This is a genomic window from Staphylococcus simiae, from assembly GCF_002902085.1.
Lineage (GTDB): Bacteria > Bacillota > Bacilli > Staphylococcales > Staphylococcaceae > Staphylococcus > Staphylococcus simiae.
This window is the reverse complement of record NZ_PPQR01000008.1, coordinates 1-19558: the sequence shown is the minus strand read 5'-3', so window position 1 is coordinate 19558 and position 19558 is coordinate 1. Positions and strand designations below refer to the sequence as shown.

Annotated in this window: 12 protein-coding genes; 3 read left to right on the top strand and 9 right to left on the bottom strand. The window is 30.7% G+C overall.

The features are described from left to right. Positions 1-112: 112 nt before the first annotated feature. From CD113_RS01070 to parE, 5 genes are all read right to left on the bottom strand, one after another. Positions 113-1321, bottom strand: coding sequence for an AI-2E family transporter (locus CD113_RS01070; RefSeq protein WP_002464981.1), 1209 nt, complete (start codon positions 1319-1321; stop codon positions 113-115). Between the two features lie 133 nt (positions 1322-1454). Then, complete coding sequence (glcT, locus tag CD113_RS01065) at positions 1455-2306, bottom strand: glucose PTS transporter transcription antiterminator GlcT (RefSeq protein WP_002464980.1); 852 nt, start codon at positions 2304-2306, stop codon at positions 1455-1457. A gap of 957 nt (positions 2307-3263) precedes the next feature. Beyond that, the gene (locus tag CD113_RS01060; protein ID WP_002463147.1) at positions 3264-4724 is read right to left on the bottom strand and encodes an alanine/glycine:cation symporter family protein; all 1461 of its coding nucleotides are present in this window, start codon (positions 4722-4724) and stop codon (positions 3264-3266) included. Positions 4725-4997: 273 nt separating this feature from the next. After that, on the bottom strand, positions 4998-7400 hold the full coding sequence (gene parC, locus CD113_RS01055; RefSeq protein ID WP_002463148.1) for a DNA topoisomerase IV subunit A: 2403 nt from the start codon (positions 7398-7400) through the stop codon (positions 4998-5000). After that, complete coding sequence (parE, locus tag CD113_RS01050) at positions 7397-9391, bottom strand: DNA topoisomerase IV subunit B (RefSeq protein WP_040801743.1); 1995 nt, start codon at positions 9389-9391, stop codon at positions 7397-7399. Before parE ends, parC begins: the two co-directional genes overlap by 4 nt. Before the next feature lie 206 nt (positions 9392-9597). Here parE and plsY point away from each other — a divergent pair, with 206 nt between their 5' ends. Both plsY and CD113_RS01040 read left to right on the top strand, forming a co-directional pair. After that, positions 9598-10206 (top strand): glycerol-3-phosphate 1-O-acyltransferase PlsY, encoded by a 609-nt coding sequence (plsY, locus tag CD113_RS01045; protein ID WP_002463152.1) that lies wholly within the window; start codon positions 9598-9600, stop codon positions 10204-10206. 168 nt (positions 10207-10374) lie between these two features. Continuing rightward, positions 10375-10671 (top strand): HesB/YadR/YfhF family protein, encoded by a 297-nt coding sequence (locus CD113_RS01040; RefSeq protein ID WP_002463154.1) that lies wholly within the window; start codon positions 10375-10377, stop codon positions 10669-10671. A 115-nt stretch (positions 10672-10786) separates the two neighbouring features. Here the strand turns inward: CD113_RS01040 and menI are convergent, their stop codons facing one another. The 3 genes from menI to CD113_RS01025 all read right to left on the bottom strand — a co-directional run bounded on the left by menI (position 10787) and on the right by CD113_RS01025 (position 16555). Beyond that, entirely contained in the window at positions 10787-11254 is a 468-nt protein-coding gene (menI, locus tag CD113_RS01035) for a 1,4-dihydroxy-2-naphthoyl-CoA hydrolase MenI (RefSeq protein ID WP_002463155.1), read from the bottom strand. A gap of 96 nt (positions 11255-11350) precedes the next feature. Continuing rightward, entirely contained in the window at positions 11351-14056 is a 2706-nt protein-coding gene (gene acnA / locus CD113_RS01030) for an aconitate hydratase AcnA (RefSeq protein ID WP_002463157.1), read from the bottom strand. 855 nt (positions 14057-14911) lie between these two features. After that, positions 14912-16555, bottom strand: a complete 1644-nt coding sequence (locus CD113_RS01025; RefSeq protein ID WP_002465157.1) for a glycine betaine uptake BCCT transporter — start codon at positions 16553-16555, stop codon at positions 14912-14914. A 202-nt stretch (positions 16556-16757) separates the two neighbouring features. Here CD113_RS01025 and mscL point away from each other — a divergent pair, with 202 nt between their 5' ends. After that, positions 16758-17114 carry a large conductance mechanosensitive channel protein MscL gene (gene mscL, locus CD113_RS01020; protein ID WP_095092690.1) on the top strand — a complete coding sequence of 119 codons (357 nt, stop codon included), beginning with the start codon at positions 16758-16760 and terminating at the stop codon, positions 17112-17114. Between the two features lie 368 nt (positions 17115-17482). Here mscL and CD113_RS01015 read toward each other — a convergent pair. After that, on the bottom strand, positions 17483-19558 hold a 2076-nt coding region (locus CD113_RS01015), incomplete at its 5' end, for an AAA family ATPase (protein ID WP_103262320.1).

The following is a 19558-nucleotide window of genomic DNA, read 5'->3' as shown; positions in this document are numbered from 1 at the left end:
CTTTTATAAATATGTAGACTTTAGTAATTCTGACTCTCAAAAGTTCCCAACTTTGTTATCAAACACTAAAAAAGTCACCAACTAAAACATTCAGTTGATGACTATGTTAATATTATTCAAGAATTTTATTACTTTCTTTAATATCGTACTCACCAACATCATTACCATAATAACGATTATAACGACGTTTAAATAATAAGAATAAATGAGTAACTAATACTTTCAATATAGCATATCCTGGTATACCTAAAATAACACCTACGATACCTAATAATTTACCAGCGCATAACAAGATAAATATAATCGTTAATGGGTGGATTTTCAGTGTTTTCCCCATTATATTAGGTGAAATAAAATGTCCTTCAAAGAATTGTACTAAGGTCCATACTATTGCTAATTTTAACAACATCCATGGAGAAGTAATCACAGCAATAATAATTGCTGGTGATATAGCAATAGTTGGTCCAAGATATGGGACAACACTTGTTACGGCAGCAATACTTGCTAATACAAGACTATATTTCAGTCCGATAATAGAATAACCGATAAATAATAAAATACCTATACAAAATGACACAATAATTTGTCCTTGAATATATGAACCAACTTGTACACTCATTTTTTCAAGTAAATCATGAAAATCATTTCTAAATTTAGGTGGCATGATTTTAGTTGTAAAGTCTTTAAAATGATGCCCATCTTTTAACATAAAGAATAATACAAAAGGAGTTGTTGCAATAACAACACCGATATTTGCAATTGTTTCAGCAAATGACGCTATTTTCGAACCAAAACCATCAGTATATTCAGAAATCATTGAAGGTAATTTTTTAGGCAAGCTATTCAACCAGTCATTAACTTGACTATAGTATGCTGAAAACATAGTATTATTCATAATTTTATCAAAAGAGTTAATTACTTTTTCAAGATAATGAGGTGAATTTTGAACCAAACTATCTATTTGAGAACCAATAACAGGTATCAATAAATTAACTATTAATGTAATAACACCAACAACTGCTAAATAAATTATTGTTATACCTGCAATTCTTGGAATTCTATAGCGTTCCATCAAATTCACTATAGGATTTAATAGATAAAAGAGAATTAAAGATACAATAATAGGCGCTGCAATTGTTTTAAAAATAATGATAAAAGGTTCAAATACATAAGAAACTTTATCAAAGATAAAAATCACAATACCTAATAAAACTAACGCAATTAATGAAAATACTAAATCATTACCTCCAATAAATTTCATGTATCGTGATTCAGTAAATTTCAATAAATTTTTTCTTGTTACTTTGTCATTTTCATTCAATGATATAAACACCACCACTACTAAAGTTTATAATTAATTTAATATTTCAAAATATTGATATAAAATTTGCTAATAATTATCATACCACATAATTAAGTTTTAAAAACACTTAAATTTTGCTTTTAATGAAACATTAACTCCGCTTTATATTCCCTTCAAAATGATGAATATGCAAAGTTAAATAAATTATTTCAGAGTCGCTAATATGAACATCAAATTGTTTTTGAATCATAGTCAAAATTTTAAATGCTGTATTGTAGCAAATGGGATAATGATTCTTTATCATTTTTATGAAATCATCTTGTGCATGTACATATTCTTGTTTTTTTAAGCGTCGAATTAAAAACTGTACATGCCTTATAAAACGCTGGTATTGAAGTGATTGCTTATCTACAACAGTATTTAAATCACTTTCAATAATTTTAATACTTCTATTCATAATATCATTCATCAACGTCATTTCTCGCATTGATAAATCTTCAGTATTAGATGCAATATGTAAAGCGATAAAACCCACTTCATCTTCAGGGAAATTAACATCTAGATCAACATTCAACTTATCTATAACTTGTTGCGCTATTTGATAAGCTTCACTATATAGTTGTTTGGTTTCCATCGCAAATGGATTTGCAATAATTTGATTTTGCTTTAACCGCTTATACGCAAAAATAATATGATCAGTTAGAGAAACTACCAATTGCTTAGCATCTACATTGATCGATGTATTAGAAATAAAATTTAATGATTCAATAATAACTTGTAATACATCATCATCAGCAATTTCAACTAAAGTTTTATAATGTTCTTTTTGTTGTTCACTCTCTAAAGTATAAATTTTATCTATAGTAATAAGGTCATTGTTCAAGATCATTCCCTCTTTTTTATTGAAACCAATGCCTTTGCCAATTAATATTACTTCTTGATTATCTTTCGTACATATAACGACATTATTATTTAAAGCTTTTGATACTTTATATACTCCCATTAACATCACCTATTTTTCCTTTTTAAATTATATCTTGTATAGCAACATGTTAAAAGTATTAAACCTTGTAAAGCTAAACTATTCACATACAAAATAACTATAATGTCAAAATATAGTTTATTAGTATAAAATAATGTATTTAAAATTGAAATAGTTGGCATGATTTTATCGATAAGTTCAAAAATGCAAGTTAGGCAGTAGCTAGTAAAGATTATAAATCTAATTAATTTTAAAGGATTACAATTGATTGCTATAATAAAAGTTTACAGTTTATTACTTCATAATAAACTGCATAAGATTTTCTAGCTATCAAGATAGTAGAAACTCTAACAATTGCATAGGGACCCAACACAGAAAAACTGGTTCTCAGTTTTTTCGTGCAATGCAGGTTGGGCAGGATCTAGTAAAGATTATAAATCTAACTAATTTTAAAGGATTACAATTGATTGCTATAACAAAGGTTTACAGTTTATTACTTCATAATAAACTGCATAAGATTTTCTAGCTATCAAGATAGTAGAAACTCTAACAATTGCATAGGGACCCAACACAGAAAAACTGGTTCTCAGTTTTTTCGTGCAATGCAAGTTGGGCAAGAGCTAGTAAAGATTATAAATCTAACTAATTTTAAAGGATTACAATTGATTGCTATAACAAAGGTTTACAGTTTATTACTTCATAATAAACTGCATAAGAGTTTCTAGCTATCAAGATAGTAGAAACTCTAACAATTGCATTGGGACCCAACACAGAAAAACTGGTTCTCAGTTTTTTCGTGCAATGCAAGTTGGGCAAGAGCTAGTAAAGATTATAAATCTAACTAGCTCTAAATATGAAAATTGGAGTACATGACTATTAACAATATCAGTCCAATTTGTTAGAAAGCAAAAAGCAACTTCTATTCGCTAAAATAGAAGTTGCTTTTGTTTAAACACATTATATTCATAATGTAGTTTGTTATTTATTTAATTTATTAGATTTGTTAATACCCCAAGCACTTATACCAAATAAATTAATTTCTAAGTTTTCAGGTCTAAACACAGGATTCTTGCCTTCTTTTTTCTGCTGTTGATAATCTTTCATCAATGCAAAAGCAATGTTAGATAAACCAATAATGGAAATAATATTTACAATGGCCATTAATCCCATAAATAAATCTGCTGTACTCCATACAGTTTCTGTTTTGGCAACTGCACCAATAAATACTAAGACAACTACTAAACATCTAAAAACAAATAAAATCATCTTATTAGTAGATAAAAATTCGATATTTGATTGACCATAGTAATAATTACCAACAACTGAAGAAAACGCAAATAACGTCACTGCAATTGTAAGGAATATACCACCAGCTGAACCTAAATGTTCATTTAAAGCTGATTGTGTTACTGCAACACCTTGAGGTGCACTTTCACCAAATTTCAAACCAGAATATAATAAAATCATTATCGCTGTAGCTGTACAAACTAACATAGTATCAAAGAATACACCTAATGATTGAATTAAACCTTGTTTGACTGGGTGTGGAACAGCCGCAGTAGCTGCAGCATTTGGTGCTGAACCCATACCAGCTTCATTAGAGAATAAACCACGTTTAATTCCTTGTAGCACAGCAGCACCTACAGCACCACCAGTAACTTGTTCAAAGCCAAAAGCACTTTTAATAATTGTACCAATCATAGGAACAATTTGATCGATATTAAAAATTAAAATAGCTAATACCATACCAATATAAATGATAGCCATGATTGGAACGATGTAAGAAGATAACGTTGCAATACTACGTACACCACCAAAAATGATAATTGCTGTAATAATTGATAAAATAATACCAGTAATAACTGGGCTAACATTATATTGTGTATTTAATGATTCCGCAATAGTGTTGGATTGTACTGTATTAAAGACAAAAGCAAATGTAACTGTAATTAGAATTGCAAATGTAATACCTAACCATTTTTGATTTAAACCTTTAGTAATATAATAAGCTGGTCCACCACGGAAACCACCATCTTTATCATGAACTTTGTAAACTTGAGCTAACGTTGCTTCAATAAAGGCACTTGCAGCCCCGATAAAAGCAATGACCCACATCCAAAATACTGCACCAGGACCACCAAGAACAATTGCTGTCGCAACACCTGCAATATTCCCAGTACCAACTCTTGAACCAGCACTAATTGCAAATGCTTGGAATGGTGAGATTCCTTTTTTTCCATCTTCTAATGTTTCAGGTCTTTCTACTAATGCTCTAAACATTTCTGGCAACATTCTTAATTGCACAAATTTAGAACTGATTGTGAAAAAGAATCCTGCTGTTAATAATAAACCAATTAAGTACTGCGACCATATTAAATCATTTCCGATTTGGACAAAATCTTTAAACCATCCCGGAATTAAATTATCAAAATCTTTCAAAATACAACCCCTCGCATCCTCTATGTATGTTTTGTGTTTATCAAATGTTAAATATTGCAGTTAGAAAATGAATAAAATAAATTCTCCACTTTTTAATTTATCATATTGATAATCATTTTGTTTATACAGCACAAGAGATTTATATTAATTTAATCATTTCAGCTTAAGTTATTTAAAAACTGATTTGACAATGTTTTAATATAAATCCCTTGTTTTTTTACAAATAAACATTACTTTATTTTATCATTTAATTGGTTGATTGCATATATTTTTTTAATCTACATACATATCAATCAAATTACCAAACTCGTCTACATCAACAATAAATGATCCATTAGTATATTGCTCTGACTTATGAATATCAGTGATCATACCAACCTCTTCATTTGTTGTTGAATAAATTTTATACTGCTGGTGTTGTGCTGTTACGACATGAGCAGCCACAATACGATGAGGATTTTTCTTCAATTCTTTTAATAGTGTAATACCACGTTGTGCACGTTTAGCAATTTGTAGAACTTTAAATCCAATACGTTTTAATGAGCCACGTTGTGTAGCCATTAATATTGAATCTTTGTCATGAATACCCTCAGTCATTATAACTTTATCATCATCTTTAAGATTAATTGATTTAACACCTGCAGCACGTAACCCTATATCTGATAACTCTGACGTATTATATGTTAACGACATTCCTCGATGTGTGATAACAGTAATTAACTGATCATCTTCGAAACGCATCACATTAATTACTTCATCTGAATCTTTTAGTTTTATTGCTATTAAAGGTTTGTTAAATCTACTCGTCTTAAACTGTGGCACCGTACTTTTTTTCACCATGCCATTTCGAGTTGCAAAGATATAAAAAGCATTAGTGTTAAAATCTTTTTCATTAAAGATATCAATAACTGCTTCATCTTCATCAATTGGAACAATTTGAGAAACATGTTGTCCTAACTCTTTCCACCGAATATCTGCCAATTTATGAATAGGAATAAATAGATAACGTCCTTTATTTGTAAATACAATTGCAGTGTCTTGCGTATTTACTTCTTGGAATTTCAGTAAACTATCGCCATCTTTTAATCCAATTTCTGTCACACCACTAGCATTAAAGCTTCTAATTGATGTACGTTTAATATAACCATGTCTTGTTAAACTTAAGACAACATCTTCACTAGGTACCATGACTTCTTTATCAATCTTAATTTCAGAAATCTCTGCTTCAATCGTAGATAACCTATCAGTTTTAAATTTCTTCTTAATCTCTGTTAATTCATCTTTAATAACTGTTAATAAGGCATCATGATTATCTAAAATATTACGCAAATAATTTATTAAGTCTTCAAGTTCTTTATGTTCTTCTTGTAATGCTACAATATCTGTATTTGTTAAACGATATAATTGCAACATAACAATGGCTTCAGCTTGTTCTTCTGTAAAATCATAGGTAGCAATTAAATTTTCCTTAGCATCACGTTTATTTTTAGAACTACGAATTAATTCAATCACTTTATCTAATATGGATAACGCTTTAATTAAGCCTTCAACAATATGCATACGCTTTTCAGCATTATCTAATTCAAATTTAGTTCTATTTGCCACAACTTCAATTTGATGATTTAAATAACTATCAATAATTTGTCTAATACCCATTAATTTAGGTCTACCATCACTAATAGCAACCATATTAAAGTTATAAGAAATTTGTAAATCAGAATTTTTATATAGATAGTTTTTGATAGCTTCACTATTGACATCTTTTTTAAGTTCAATAGCAATACGTAAACCAGTTCTATCAGTTTCATCGCGAACTTCAACAATACCGTCCACTTTTTTATCAGCACGTAGTTCATCAATGCGCTTAACTAAACTACTTTTATTAACTTCATATGGAATTTCAGTAACAATTAATTGTTTACGTCCATTACGTAAAGTTTCTTCATCTACTTTGGAACGCACAATAATACGTCCCTTCCCTGATTCATAGGCTTTTTTAATACCATCAACACCTTGAATTATTCCACCAGTTGGAAAATCAGGACCTTTCATATATTTCATAAGCTGACTTACTGTAATATCAGGGTTATCGATATATTTTAAAGTGGCTTGAATTACCTCACCTAAATTATGAGGCGGTATATCTGTTGCATAACCAGCTGATATACCTGTTGAACCATTAACTAATAAATTAGGAAATCTTGATGGTAATACCATAGGTTCTAATGTTGTATCGTCATAGTTAGGAATAAATGCGACTGTTTCTTTATTAATATCTCTCAGTAGCTCTTCTGCCAATTGGCTCAATTTAGCTTCCGTATAACGCATTGCAGCAGGTGGATCATTGTCGATACTACCATTATTACCGTGCATTTCAATTAATACATGTCTTAATTTCCAATCTTGACTAAGACGTACCATTGCTTCATAAACTGAGGAGTCACCATGAGGGTGATATTGTCCTATAACGTCACCGACAGTTTTAGCACTTTTACGGAAGTTTTTATCATAGGTATTACCACTAGAATACATAGCATATAAGATACGACGTTGTACTGGTTTTAAGCCATCTCTAACATCAGGGAGTGCACGTTCTTGAATAATATATTTACTATATCTACCAAAACGATCACCAATAACATCTTCTAGTGATAAATCTTGAATTATTTCACTCACTTCGTTTCCTCCTCATCAAACTGTTCTTGCTCTAATACTTGAACTTCAGAATTATCAAGAATACTTTGATCTTCTTGCATACCAAATTCCACATGGTTTTCAATCCATTCACGACGTGGCGCAACTTTATCGCCCATTAATGTTGTCACGCGTTTAGATGATCGAACTTCATCTTCAACTTGAACCCGAATTAACGTACGGGTATCTGGGTTCATTGTTGTTTCCCATAATTGTTCAGGATTCATTTCACCTAGACCTTTATAACGTTGTAAAGTAAATCCTTTTCCTAATTCTTGTTGTAATTTACCTAATTCTTCATCTGTCCAGGCATATTCAATACGTTTTGTTTTGCCTTTACCTTTTTCAAGTTTATATAACGGTGGTAAAGCGATAAATACTCTTCCTGCTTGAACTAACGGTTTCATATATTTAAAGAAGAATGTTAATAGTAATACTTGAATATGTGCGCCATCAGTATCGGCATCTGTCATAATAATAACTCGATTATAATTACTATCTTCAAGTTTAAAATCTGTACCTACACCAGCACCTATAGTGTGAATAATAGTGTTGATTTCTTCATTTTTAAATATATCTTCAAGTCTAGCCTTTTCAGTATTAATGACTTTACCTCTTAAAGGTAAGATTGCTTGGAATTTACGATCTCTTCCTAATTTAGCTGAACCACCTGCTGAGTCACCTTCGACCAAATATAATTCATTTTTTTCCGTATTTTTACTTTGTGCAGGTGTTAGTTTGCCTGATAATAATGTATCTTTACGTTTGTTCTTTTTGCCTGAACGCGCATCTTCACGCGCTTTACGTGCGGCTTCACGTGCTTGTTGTGCTTTAATGGCTTTTTTAACTAATGATTTGGACAATTGACCCTTTTCTTCTAAATAAAATGGTAGTTTATCAGCAACAACTGAATCTACAGCACTTCTAGCTTCAGAAGTACCTAATTTAGATTTAGTTTGTCCTTCGAATTGTAATAATTCTTCAGGAATACGAACAGAAATAACTGCTGTCAAACCTTCACGTATATCATTACCATCTAAATTTTTATCTTTAGCTTTCAATTCATTAATACGTCTTGCATAATCATTAAAGACACGTGTCATTGCAGTCTTAAAACCAACTTCATGTGTACCACCATCTTTTGTTCTAACATTATTCACAAAGCTTAAAATACTTTCAGAATATTGATCATTATATTGAAAAGCTACATCTACTTCAATGCCGTTAGATTCACCTGAAAAAGTAGCTACATCATGTAAAACTTCTTTTCCTTCATTGATATAACTTACAAATTCTTTAATACCATCTTCATAATGATATAATTCTTGGCGTTCTTTGCCATTTCTTAAATCAACTAAGTTAATTTTCAAATTTTTAAGTAGGAAAGCTGACTCTTGTAAACGTTCACTTAAAGTATCAAAGTTAAAAGAAGTAGATGCTTTAAAGATTGTTGCATCTGGTTTAAATGTTACTTTAGTACCTGTTTTTTTAGTCTTGCCTTTTTTCATTAATCCTGATGTAGGTACGCCACCATTTTTAAAACTTTGTTGATAAATATTACCGTCTCTATGTATTTCAACCACTAACCATTCACTCAAAGCATTCACTACTGACGCACCAACACCGTGTAAACCACCAGAAGTTTTATAGCCGCCTTGACCAAATTTCCCACCAGCATGTAGTACAGTAAATATTACTTCTACTGTAGGTTTCCCTGATTTATGTATACCTGTTGGCATCCCACGTCCATTATCTTCTATTGAAATACTACCATCTTGATTAATTGTTACATTTATTTCATTTCCGTAACCGTTTAATACTTCATCGACGGAGTTATCGACAACTTCATATACCAGATGATGTAGTCCACGCTTATCAGTAGATCCAATATACATACCTGGTCTTTTTCTAACTGCTTCCAGACCTTCTAATACCTGTATTGAATCATCTGAATAATTATTTTGTTTATTCATTGCCAATGATTTCGCCTCCTGCAAACGTACGTTCGTTTTTAAAACTATACAATAGTTATTCTTATATAAATCGCCTTAAATTGCAAGTATCAATTAAATTTCAACTACTTTTTATAGATAATAATAATTAGTATTAAAATTTATTCGCCCTAACTAAAACGAATGTGATAAAATGATGCTAAGTCATTAAAGGATGTGTAATAATTATGATGATAATCATCATGTTACTACTGAGTTATCTCATTGGTGCATTCCCAAGCGGGTTTGTAATTGGTAAATTGTTTTTCAAAAAAGATATTAGACAATTTGGTAGTGGCAACACTGGCGCAACGAATAGTTTCAGAGTACTTGGAAGACCAGCAGGGTTTATTGTAACATTTCTAGATATTTTTAAAGGATTTATAACCGTATTCTTCCCTATTTGGTTACCTGTACATGCTGACAGTCCGATAAGTACATTTTTTACTAACGGACTTATTGTAGGACTATTTGCTATTCTGGGTCATGTTTATCCAATATATTTAAAATTTAAAGGGGGCAAAGCAGTTGCAACTAGTGCCGGAGTAGTCTTAGGTGTTAATCCTATCTTACTCTTAATTCTAGCAGTTATATTCTTTGCAGTACTTAAAATATTTAAATATGTTTCTTTATCAAGTATAGTAGCTGCAATTTGCTGTGTTATTGGCTCGTTGATTATTCAAGACTATATCTTATTAGTTGTGAGCGCTTTGGTTGCGGTTATACTTATTATAAGACACCGAACTAATATTATAAGAATTTTTAAAGGTGAAGAACCTAAAATTAAATGGATGTAATTACATCATAACATTATACTTTACTCCACTGTTCGCAAAATGTATTATTTGCAACTAATGGAGTATTTTTTATTTACAATAAAGCAATTAATATAAAAAATTATCAGTCTATGCTATAATTCAATGGTCAAAATGATTAATATTAACTTGATTATGGAGGTCATTTTAATGAAAATAGAATTAACTAATGAAGCAGTAGACTGGTTTAAAGATGAATTAGAATTACCTGAAGGTAATAAAGTATTAGTCTTCTTTGTTCGTTATGGTGGTGAATTTCAATTGAAACAAGGATTTAGTCCAGCATTTACCGTTGAAAATAGAGATGACATTGAAATTGGCTATGAACAACAATATAATGGCCTAGACATTGTCGTTGCTGAAAAAGATTTATGGTATTTTGAAGATGACCAAATCGTGGTTGATGTTGTTGATCACGAAGATGAAATTTCATATACTGTTAAGTAACCATTCTTCCATAATTATACTTTAACTAATTAACCTAATTTATAAAGAAAATAAAATAATATTTAAAAAGCAGTTGCTTAAATTAAGAATGCATCTTAATTTGCAACTGCTTTTTTTATAGTCCATCTACACCATTAACCACTTCAAAATCGAGTTGTTGTTTATTCAGTTGATCTACTTTACTATACGCAGCATGCCAATCTGGAAAATAACGATCTAAGCGAATCGGCTTAAACGTATCTTCTTTAATACAAATTAACTCAGTTGACCCAGTTGTCGCTAGTTCACCTTGTTCATTATAAATTTCATAACGATATAATGAGCGAAGTCTTGAATATTTTTCTACCCATGTTTTTATTTTAACTTTTTCAGGATAAAATAGAGACTTTTTATAATTAACATTTAATTCAGTAACAGGAGAAATAATACCCTCTCTTTCCATTGCTGCATAACTAAAACCTAATTTTGAAATATAATCTAAACGTGCAACTTCAAACCAAGTCGCATAATTACCGTGGTATATGACACCCATCTTATCAGTTTCAGCATATCTAGCTTCAATTTCAGTAATACTATATATCATTTTATTCCTTCTTTCACATATAATCCTTCCTAAGTTTAACATAAATAATAAAAGACTATGCCGTGAAATACATGACATAGTCTTGTTTAAATTCAATTATTGAGCTAATTTATTTCTTAATACCATTTGTAAAATACCACCATGACGATAGTAGTCCATTTCTACTAATGAGTCAAAGCGTGCCATAGCATCAAATTCTACTAATTCGCCATCAGATTTTTTAGCTGTAACCTTAACAAAATCATGTGGCTGAACTGATTCATCAATATTAACTGAAATTTCTTCAGTACCATCTAAACCTAATGAATCTGCTGATTCACCTTTTCTAAATTCTAATGGAAGTACACCCATCATTACTAAGTTTGAACGGTGAATACGCTCATAACTTTGTGCTATAACAGTTTTAACACCTAATAAATTAGTACCTTTGGCAGCCCAGTCACGAGAAGAACCCATACCATAGTCATTACCTGCAAGAACAACTAAACCAGTACCATCTTCTTTATATTTCATTGCTGCATCGAAAATTGGCATAATTTCATTTGTTGGCCAATAAGTTGTGAAACCACCTTCAGTTCCTGGCGCTAATTGGTTTTTGATACGAATATTAGCAAACGTACCTCTTACCATTACTTCATGGTTACCACGACGAGAACCATAAGAGTTAAATTCACGAATTGGTACATCATGGTCTAATAAATATTTACCTGCTGGTGTATCTTTACCAATGGCTCCTGCTGGAGAAATATGGTCAGTTGTTACTGAATCACCAAATTTACCCATAACACGTAAATGATTTAAAGGTTCAATCTTACCAGGTTCTTTTGATAAACCTTGGAAGAATGTTGGATTTTGAATATAAGTTGAATTAGGATCAAAATCATACAATGGTTTATCAGTAACATCAATTTCATTCCATAATTTATTATTACTATATACATTTTCATATTCTTCTTTAAATAGTTCTGGTGTCACTACACTGTCGACTGTATCAGAAACTTCTTTGATTGATGGCCAAATATCTTTAAGATAAACATCTTTGCCATCTTTACCTTTACCAATTGGCTCATGTTCTAAATCAATATCAACTGTACCAGCTAACGCATATGCCACTACTAATTGTGGAGAAGCTAAATAGTTAGCTTTAACTAATGGATGAATACGGCCTTCAAAGTTACGGTTACCTGATAATACAGATGTAACTAATAAGTCTTCTTGAGCAATTGCTTTTTCAATTTCTGGTAACAATGGACCTGAGTTTCCGATACATGTCGTACAACCATAACCAACTAAATTAAATCCTAAATCATCAAGATATTCTTGTAAGCCTGAATCTCTTAAGTATCCAGTAACAACTTTTGAACCTGGTGCTAATGATGTCTTAACATATTCTGGTACTTGTAAGCCTTTTTCGACGGCTTTTTTAGCAACTAATCCAGCACCTAACATTACATATGGGTTAGATGTATTTGTACATGATGTGATTGCTGCAATAGCAATATCTCCAGTAGTCATTGTAGCTTTTGAACCATCTGCAAATTCAATTTCAGCAGTCTTATCAAACTCGCTAGCATCTAATCCATGTCCTTGGTTACCTGCAGGAGCAGTAACTGAATCTTCAAAAGCTGTTTTCATATCGCTTAAGAAAATTAAGTCTTGAGGACGCTTTGGACCTGATAATGATGCTTCAACTGTTGCTAAATCTAACTCAATCACATCAGTATAATTAGGATCTTCATTTTCAACATCGAAGAACATATGATTTTGTTGTAAATATTCTTTAACAACAGCGATATGTTCGTCAGAACGACCAGTTAACTTCATATATTTAAGTGATTCTTCATCAACTGGGAAGAAACCACATGTTGCACCATACTCAGGTGCCATGTTCGCAATTGTAGCACGGTCAGCTAATGGTAAATGTTGTACACCAGGACCAAAGAATTCAACAAATTTTCCTACAACACCTTTTTTACGTAACTCTTGAGTCACACGTAATGCTAAGTCAGTAGCTGTAGCACCTTGTGGTAATGCATTGGTTAATCTAACACCAATTACTTCAGGAATTGGGAAATATGATGGTTGACCAAGCATTCCAGCTTCAGCTTCTATACCACCAACACCCCAACCAAGAACACCAATACCATTAATCATAGTTGTATGTGAGTCTGTACCTACCAATGTATCAGGGAATGCTGTTTGTTCACCATCTACATCTCTTACATGAACTACATTAGCTAAATATTCTAAGTTAACTTGGTGGACAATACCTGTTGCAGGTGGAACAGCATTATAATTGTCAAATGCTTTTGTTGCCCAGTTTAAAAATTGATAACGTTCATAGTTACGTTCAAATTCTAATTTCATATTGCGTTCAAGCGCATCTGGATTAGCATAGCTATCAACTTGTACTGAGTGATCGATAACTAAATCAACAGGTACTTCAGGGTTGATTTTGTTAATATCTCCACCTACATCATCCATAGCTTTACGTAAAGATGCTAAATCTACTACTGCTGGCACACCCGTAAAGTCTTGTAAAATAACACGTGAAGGTTTAAATGGAACCTCCCCTTCGTTACCTTCATTTCCAAATTGACTCAGTGCTTTAATGTGCTCATCAGTAATAACAAAATCATCTTCTTGACGAAGTAAAGATTCTAGTAATACACGAATAGAATAAGGTAATTTTGAAATTGTTGTATAACCACTATCTTCTAAAGACTTTAAATCATAATAAGTATAATTTTGACCATTCAATGAAAATTGCTTTTTTGATTGTGCTTTCATATTTGCAGCCATAAATTAATCCCCCTTGGTTAAATTTATATTTATATGCCTTAATTAAATTGTATAATTATATGTATTGTTTAACAACTCATCTAGACTAGAAAACGCTTAAATATCATTTCGACTTTTTAATCAGTATTCATAAGTAAAACTTATCATAAAGACGAAGTGTAATAAGTATTTATTATTAATTGAGAATAGTTATCAATGTCAATTAACTGTGAGGCTATAATTGAATATTCAGTATTTTTCATTAACTTTAATGATTTCTTAAATACTATCATTGATTAATATGGCTTTAATTACTATCACATATTAAAATGATGCTATTTTAAATAATAAATTACCGGATGCACCATTTAGCAAATTTCTCCCAAAATACTGAACTAATTGTTAAGCCTCTATTTTTTATAGGTTCTCTCTCAACTTGGACTGATACATAATTATTTTTTCAAACCTCGTACTCCAGCCTTCACATATAGAGCTAGTTAGATTTTTAATCTTTATTAGCTCTTATACAATTGTTGCGCTAGCAATCAATTGTAATCCTTTAAAACTAGTTAGATTTTTAATCTTTACTAGCTCCTGCCCAACCTTGCTCATCAAGTACATTAAAGTAAAAATTTCAGTTATAAAATTTTTCTATGACGGGTCCCTGCATTGTCTGTAGAATTTCTTGGTGAAATTCTATGTTGGGCCCCTTGCCCAGCTTGCACATTATTGTAAAAATTCTGTTTACAGAATTTTTCTTTGCTGGGTCCCTACTTCATGATTTTCGGCTTCAAAATTTATACATCAACCGAATTTGACAATGAGCCAACATAAAAAGACTTACGAACGGCTGCTCGTAAGTCTAATTACATAATATTATTGTTCTTTTTCTTGATTTCTACGTGATTGACGTTTTTCAAGAATATCTGATTCATAATCTTCTTGTTGGTGCTTAATATACTCTTGTAAACGATGTTTATTAGGCGTTAATGTAAGTCCTAAGAATTTTCGTTCTTGGTTAGCATCTTTGTAGAAACTTATCATCATGAGTATGACGACGAAGGAGAATGGGAATGCACTTATGATTGCTGCACTTTGAATAGCATTAAGTGCTTCAGAACCATTACCGCCACCTGCTAATAATAGTACGAAAGCGATAAGTGCTTGTGCAACTCCCCAAACAACTTTAACCATACTAGATGGATTTAATGAACCAAATGTTGTTTGCATTCCTAAGACAAATGTCGCAGAATCGGCTGAAGTAATAAAGAATGATGCAATTAATAATAATGCAACCAATGATAATACAACGCCGAATGGTACATGATTGAACACTCCAAAGAGTTGTGTTTCTGGAGTCATATTAAATACTTCTTTGTATTTTTTACCAGTTTCTATACCTAAGACACCAAAGACACTAAACCAAATGAAACTTACAATTGCAGGTACTAAAAGAACTCCAGAAATAAATTCTCTGATTGAACGTCCTTTAGATACTCTTGCAATAAACACTCCTACGAATGGGCTCCAGCTTAACCACCAACCCCAATAGTAAAGTGTCCATGATGACATCCATTCACGTTTTTGAGGATTAAGTGCTGCTGTGTCAAAGCTATTATATAGGAATGTATTTAACAAGCTACCAGTAGAACTAGTTAACATATTTAAAATTAGAACTGTTGGACCAACAATTAATGCAGCTATCATAAGTACAGTACCTAATCCAATATTTAAGTTACTAAGGTATTGAATACCTTTACTTAAACCAGACCATGCACTAGCTATAAACAGAATAGTTACTACGACAATAATAATTGCTTGTACCCAAGTTGTATTTGGAATACCAAACAGATAGTTTAAACCACCATTTATTTGTAATGCACCCATACCTAATGATACAGCTACACCTACAATAGTAGCAAAAACAGAGAGAACATCAATCAGCGTTCCGATAGGTCCTTCTACTTTATCTCCTAAAATTGGACGTAAAGTTCTTGAAAGTAATCCTGGCTCACCTTTACGGAATTGAGCATAAGCTAATGCCAGAGCTACTACACCGTAAACTGCCCAAGCATGGAATCCCCAATGGAAGAATGTTGATCTTAAAGCTTCTGTATATGCTTCCGTTGTTTTAGGATCAGCTGTAGGTGGTGTTGCAAAATGCGCCATTGGCTCTGCTGCACCATAAAAGACTAATCCAATTCCCATACCTGCACTAAACAACATTGCAAACCAAGAAACAGTATTAAATTCTGGTTTATCATTAGGTTTACCTAATTTGAGTTTACCAATTGGACTAAAGATAAGGAATACACAAAAGAAAACTATAACAGTTGTTAGTATTAAATAATACCAACCTAAATTTTCAGTAATCCACATTTTAATACTATTCGTTACATTGTTGAATTGTTCAGGTAAAATTGCACCAATCAACACAACTATAGCAACTACAATAGCACTATAAATAAAGACTGGAGAATACTTCTTTTCACTACCATTATTAGGTGAAGAAGAATTCATAATTAATTACTCCCTTCAATTCAATATTTAGTTTTCAATAGAAATAAATTAAAGTTTTATCCAAAAAATTTAATTTATACTAACGCACCTATATAGGATAACAAAGCTCAACATGATAATCAAATTTTCTTAAAATTAGTATTTTCTAAATTTTTTATATGTTGTATAATGTAATTTACATTTAAAAAAGAGAGGTAGTATTATGTTAAAAGAATTTAAAGAGTTCGCTTTAAAAGGGAATGTACTTGATTTAGCTGTAGCTGTTGTTATGGGGGCAGCATTCAACAAGATTGTAACAGCATTAGTTCAATATATTATAATGCCATTAATTGGTAAAATTTTCGGTTCAGTTGACTTCGCGAAAGAATGGTCATTCTGGGGTATTAAATATGGTCTATTCATCCAATCAATTATCGATTTTATCATTATCGCATTTGCGTTATTCATCTTCGTAAAAATTGCTAACACATTAATGAAAAAAGAAGATGAAGAAGAAGTGCTTGAAGAAAATACTGTCTTACTTACAGAAATCAGAGACTTATTAAGAGAAAAAAACTAAATTAGTCTTCAAAAAAATACACGACAATATCTATAGTTAGTCTTTACAAACTTATTAATTTGTTTTAAGACTAGCCTTTTAACGATATTGTCGTTTTTTATTTACCTATTTAATTAAATGTATATATTTCATTCAAGTTTGACCATTGTCGCTATTTCATCTATTTAACTTACATAATCATTACGATAACAACGCTTATTTTAAATTGTAGTCATATTATAGTAACTGTTGATTTATCAAAAATTATCGTTCTATTGTCTTCAGACTACATTTATTAATGACTATCATAATTTTATATTAAACAGTAATCATTAATAATGTAGTTAAAAAAAGATCCATCTTGATAACATTACATATTTAAAATAATTTTAATTTCTTCTAAAAGTAGTCGTACTTTGATATTGATTTGCTCTCACTTCTAAAATTAATGGTATCCTATTCTTCAACTCACTCACATGCGAGATAATACCAACCATTCTACCAGTCGACTTAATATTCAATAAAGTATCCAATGCAGTTTCTAAAGTTTCTTGATCTAGAGTACCAAAGCCTTCATCAATAAATATAGATTCAAGTGAGATACCACCTGCTTGTTGTTGCACAATTTCACTAAGACCCAATGCTAATGCTAATGATGACTGGAATGTTTCTCCGCCTGATAAAGAACTTATATGTCTTGATTTATTAGAATGCAAATCAAAAACATCAATTTCTAAACCACTTAATCCCTGTGATACCGCTTCTCTCCGTTTCAATTGGTAACGATTGTCCGTCATGTTTGCTAAACGTAAATTGGCTTGACTAATAATCTTATCTAAATAGTATATCAAAACATAATTTTCAAGATTTAATTTTTTGTTATTTTTACCATTTAGTATTTCTGATAATTGGAAAATTTGTTGTTGTTCTTTCAATTCTTTATTCAAATAGTTTATATGCTGTTCAATATCTTTAATTTTCTTAAATATTTCTTGCCATTGAAATTGAACTTTAGACAACTCACTTATATCATGTTCTTGCTGTTGTTTAGCAATTTCATAGTCATTTGTTAACTTATCGTGATCATATAATTCTTTATGTTCTGTTAATTGCTTTAATCTTTTAATTTCTATTTCGTATTCATGTAACTGTTGATGATATTGATCAATATCATGTTGTATTTGTTCTTTTTGTTGTCGATATTGAACAATATTTTCAATTTCTTGCAGTGAAGTTATATTTAGACGTTGTTGCTCTTGTTCAATATGAAGGTTTATATCATTTAACTGTGTCTCATAATCATTTAATTGTTGTTGGTAATGTTCAAGATTGTTATGTTCAATCTTATCTTTCTGTTCAACTTCATTTAATTGTTTAGTCAAGTCGTCTCGTTGCTCACGATACCTCTGAATACTTTGTACATATTCTTTATATACATTTAAAAATTCAGAAATATCATCAAAGTTTGTTACTTTTTTAAACTCTGTTATATTCTCTCTATGTTGATTTAGTTTACTGTTATTATTATTTAATGATAGTTCTGTTTGATGTAATTGTTGAATGAAACTTTCTTTTTGTTTTACTTTATTCTCAGCTTTTTTATTTATCTCTTGTTGTTGCACTAACTGTTGTTGTTTTACAGTTAGTTCATGCTGTAAATCTTGTAAATGATTTGTATTGATATCAATTATAGATATATTAGAAATTTGCTCCTTAACATTTTTAATTTCGTTATCTTTTACAGCTATATTTGATTGGACTGTTGCAATATCAGCTTCTATTTGTTTCACTTCATTACGTCTCTTATTGATTGAATTAAAATCAATATGTTCTCCTAAGTCTTGTATTTCATTACCACAAATAGGACATACTTCTCCAATTGATACTGCCGCTTTTATTTCATTCACAAAATCTTCTTTATTATTTAAATCTAATAAATCTTTATCTAAGCTGTTAAGTTTATTTTTCAATTCAGCCATAACATCTAATTGATTACTTTTCTGTAATTGTAATTCTGTCAACTGTTGTTGCTGTTCTTTCATTTTTGCTTTTGCATCTAATTGATCTTCCATATTTTTAATATTATTGTTTAAATTGTTTATTTCAGTTGTTAACTTAATTACTATATCATAGTCTTGTTTAAGGTCTTTTATATCACTATTCAGTTGACTTATATTGTCTTTTAATTCGCCTTGCTTAATATAATCTTGTTCAAATTGCTGTTTAACTTGTTCAATATCTTGATAACTATTCTTGTATTTATCAATGTGTTGTTCTATATATTGAGTTGCATTGATAAAATCTTCTTTATTTTTAATAGTTTCTTTTTTAGCATTAAGTTGTTCAAATTGATTATTAATTGCTATTTTCTCTGTATTAATAGCCTCAATTTGTTTGTAGCTTTGTTTCATACTGTTTTTAGCATTATTATATTTCACTGTTATTAGCTCTTTATTATCTAAATA